The sequence below is a fragment of the uncultured Nostoc sp. genome (assembly GCF_964245575.1).
Lineage (GTDB): Bacteria > Cyanobacteriota > Cyanobacteriia > Cyanobacteriales > Nostocaceae > Nostoc.
This window is the reverse complement of sequence record NZ_CAXTNP010000491.1, coordinates 1-3185: the sequence shown is the minus strand read 5'-3', so window position 1 is coordinate 3185 and position 3185 is coordinate 1. Positions and strand designations below refer to the sequence as shown.

Annotated in this window: 4 protein-coding genes; 2 read left to right on the top strand and 2 right to left on the bottom strand. The window is 44.2% G+C overall.

Translation table 11 applies throughout. From position 1 onward, the window contains the following. Both ACFFAP_RS37460 and eis read left to right on the top strand, forming a co-directional pair. Positions 1 to 187 (top strand): hypothetical protein (locus ACFFAP_RS37460; RefSeq protein ID WP_375515950.1); only part of this gene is annotated, 187 nt, incomplete at its 5' end. A gap of 31 nt (positions 188 to 218) precedes the next feature. Further along, on the top strand, positions 219 to 1397 hold the full coding sequence (eis, locus tag ACFFAP_RS37455) for an enhanced intracellular survival protein Eis (RefSeq protein WP_375515949.1): 1179 nt from the start codon (positions 219 to 221) through the stop codon (positions 1395 to 1397). Between the two features lie 650 nt (positions 1398 to 2047). Here eis and ACFFAP_RS37450 read toward each other — a convergent pair. Next, positions 2048 to 2806, bottom strand: a complete 759-nt coding sequence (locus ACFFAP_RS37450) for a transposase (protein ID WP_375515948.1) — start codon at positions 2804 to 2806, stop codon at positions 2048 to 2050. Positions 2807 to 2901: 95 nt separating this feature from the next. Next, the coding region (locus ACFFAP_RS37445) for a hypothetical protein (protein WP_375515947.1) at positions 2902 to 3185 on the bottom strand (284 nt) is incomplete at its 5' end.

Sequence of the window (3185 nt, the reverse complement as noted above, 5' to 3'; positions counted from 1 at the left end):
TCAGAAGGTCAACATTGAGCCTCAGAAGGTCAAAGTTGAGCCTCAGAAGGTCAAAGTTGAGCCTCAGAAGGTCAAAGTTGAGCCTCAGAAGGTCAACATTGAGCCTCAGAAGGTCAACATTGAGCCTCAGAAGGTCAAAGTTGAGCCTCAGAAGGTCAAATTTCAAGCAACCTTAGTTGTAGTATAGTTTTGCTTTAGTATTATTAATGGTATAAGAGATGACGCCTAAATTTGAATACAGCACTCTTGCCCATCTCCAGGATATTCAGCAGCTTGGGAGTATCTTTGAGCAGTGTTTCATCAGTGGGCTTGGTGGCGAGGAGGCTTACATCAATCTCCTTGGCGTGGAAAATTTCCGCATTATTCGTGAGTCAGAACAATTAATTGGTGGATTGGCAACTCTGGATATGGGCCAGTGGTGGGGTGGTGAGCGTGTACCAATGACAGGAATTGCCGTAGTGGGCATTGCTCCAGAGTATCGCGGTTCGGGAGCTGCGATCGCTCTCATGCAGCACACCCTCAAAGAACTCTATGCTAGAGGTATACCGCTCTCTGCTCTTTATCCAGCAGTTCAAGGCTTGTATCGAAAAGTCGGGTATGAGCAGGGGGGTAGCTGGTGTAATTGGGAAGTTCCTACTAAAAGTATTCAAGTGCGGGAGCAACCTCTACCTTTGCAACCAATAGTGCCAATCAATCATCAAGTCTTTCATGAACTATATCAGCAGCAGGCGAGATTAACGCATGGATATTTAGACCGACATCCTGCAATCTGGGAGCGCTTAATCCAACCAGATGAAAAGGAAACATTTTACGCATATTTTATTGGTACTAAAGAGAAACCCGAAGGCTACATCCTCTTTAGCCAACATTCAAAAGAGGATGGCACAATCCTGCGGATAAAGGATTGGGTAATTCTCACAGTTGCGGCTGCACAAACGTTCTGGTCTTTTCTTGCCAGTCATCGCTCCCAAATTGACCAGGTGCGATGGAGGAGTTCTGCAATTGATTCCTTAACATTGCTGCTACCAGAGCAAACTGCCAAACTCACGTATACGATGCGTTGGATGCTGCGGGTAGTAGATGTAGTCAAGGCGCTGGAGATGCGGGGTTATCCATCGGGAATTGAAACTGAACTGCACTTAGATATTCAAGATAATTTGTTAGATGCAAACAATGGTAAATTCATTCTTTCTGTTGCCAATGGACGCGGTGAAGTTACAAAAGGTGGAAAGGGTGAGTTGCAGCTAGATATCCGAGAACTAGCACCAATATATACGAGTTTGTTTACACCTTACCATTTGCAAGTAGCCGGAAAATTGCATGGGACACAAACCGCTATTTCAGCAGCGGAGCAAATATTTGCAGGTAGTTCTCCTTGGGTGGCTGATTTCTTTTAACCTGAGCTGTTAAGAACCTCTCTATTGTTGAACTAAAGTTCAAGTCTGTCCTTCTAGCTTGTTGGAGAGGGACGGTTTTGCGTAGTAAAACCAGCCAGAGGGATTAAAGTCAGCACTATGAGTGAGGTTTGTTTTTGTTTCAATAACTTTTAGCTCACAACTCATCTTTTTTATCCCGTTCCCATTCATCAAGTCACGCTTCGTAAAAAAGGTGGGAAAAGTGGGTAAGGTAGGATGTTTTGTATAAACCCTTGATTTCTCGCATCTCCGGTTTGTATTATTAATCATGCAGTCAATAGCTGACTGTGAATCAACTAACAACATGTAGAGGACGTTCAAAGTGACAAAGAAAAGCGAAGCGAAATTCTCTCTAGTTTTCGAGGAACTTGATGACTCCCAAGCATCGAAGATTGTAGGAGGGACTCCGTTATCGGTGGGAAAAGTTAACGCGGTGGGAAGTATTGTGTCAGCGGGTAGTGTCAATAAGAGTTTGGTTAATCTAGCTCCGCCGGGGGTTTCAAATCTAGCTCCGCCGGGGGTTTCAAATCTATTAAATAATCTCCCTGGATCTCGAATCTCCATTGATATTGACGAAGAATAAATCTGAAAGAAAAATTTACCACTTCTACTAGTTCCACTTCCATAATACCTCACAACACCCGCACATCAAACCTACAACCTCGATTTGCTTGGACGAATTTCTGTACCACTTCTGCTAATTCGGGGCTTTCCGATACCTGGCACTGCCCAATCGGCAATGCTAATTGGCCAGGTGAGCATTTGCGCTTACCTTTATGAACCTGATGACCAGCCAGCAGCTTACTACCCCAGTAAGAAAGCTTGGCTGTTTTTAACTTCGGTTTATACCTTTGGCAAAACCCACGATACTTTTTGGCACATTCATCTAATGTTTTGCCCAATTGTAAAAAAGCTGGATGCCAGAGAGTTAAGCCATCATTAGTCAACCCGTCGTAACTACCATAATTACTGAAATCGTAAAAAAAACTCTGCCGCATTTGTGCAGCCTTGGGGTTGCCATGAATGTAGCGTAAAGTATTTAATGCTCGCTGCGTATCTGTGGGAGGAAACCCATCACAGTAATATCGCTTTTCCCAGAAATGTCCAGTACGATTTAACATTCTGTTAAAACACATCGCTGTGTACCAATTCAAGAAATGCATGATTTTGGGCAAGTCTTGGTGGGCGGCAGGTTCTATGAGATAGTGTACGTGGTTTGACAGAATGCACAGAGCATAAAGCTTAAAACCATATTTGTCCAAAGCCTTTTTGATAGCATACAAAAAGACCTCCCGACATTCTCGCTGCGCCAGGTTAAACTCGCGGTTATTGCAGCGAGTAGTAACGTGATAAGAAAATCCTGGTTGAAAATTTCTCGGTTGGCGACTCATAGTTCTCGTTTACGTGAAGTACACCCGTAGGGGCACGGCACTGCCGTGCCCCTACACCTTGATCGGTATCAGGTATTTCGTGAAATGGTATTAATTCAAGAAATTTCGTATACCACTACCGCCATACCTACCAACAGCAGGAATTTCCAGTAGGCTATCTGTAGCTTTGCCCGTACCATCGTTGGTAACGGATCTCTCATTACCCGGATGTCCATTGGGAACGAACAGTTGCGGGTGGTCAAAAGGTGTAGGTTGGGTTTCCTTACGTCAACCCAACCTACATTTTTTTGCAACATTTGAGTAATGACACGCCAGTAGAGTGCGTTCTGGACACGCCAAAATAACAAATGCGTTCGCCGAAATAACAAATGCGTTCGCC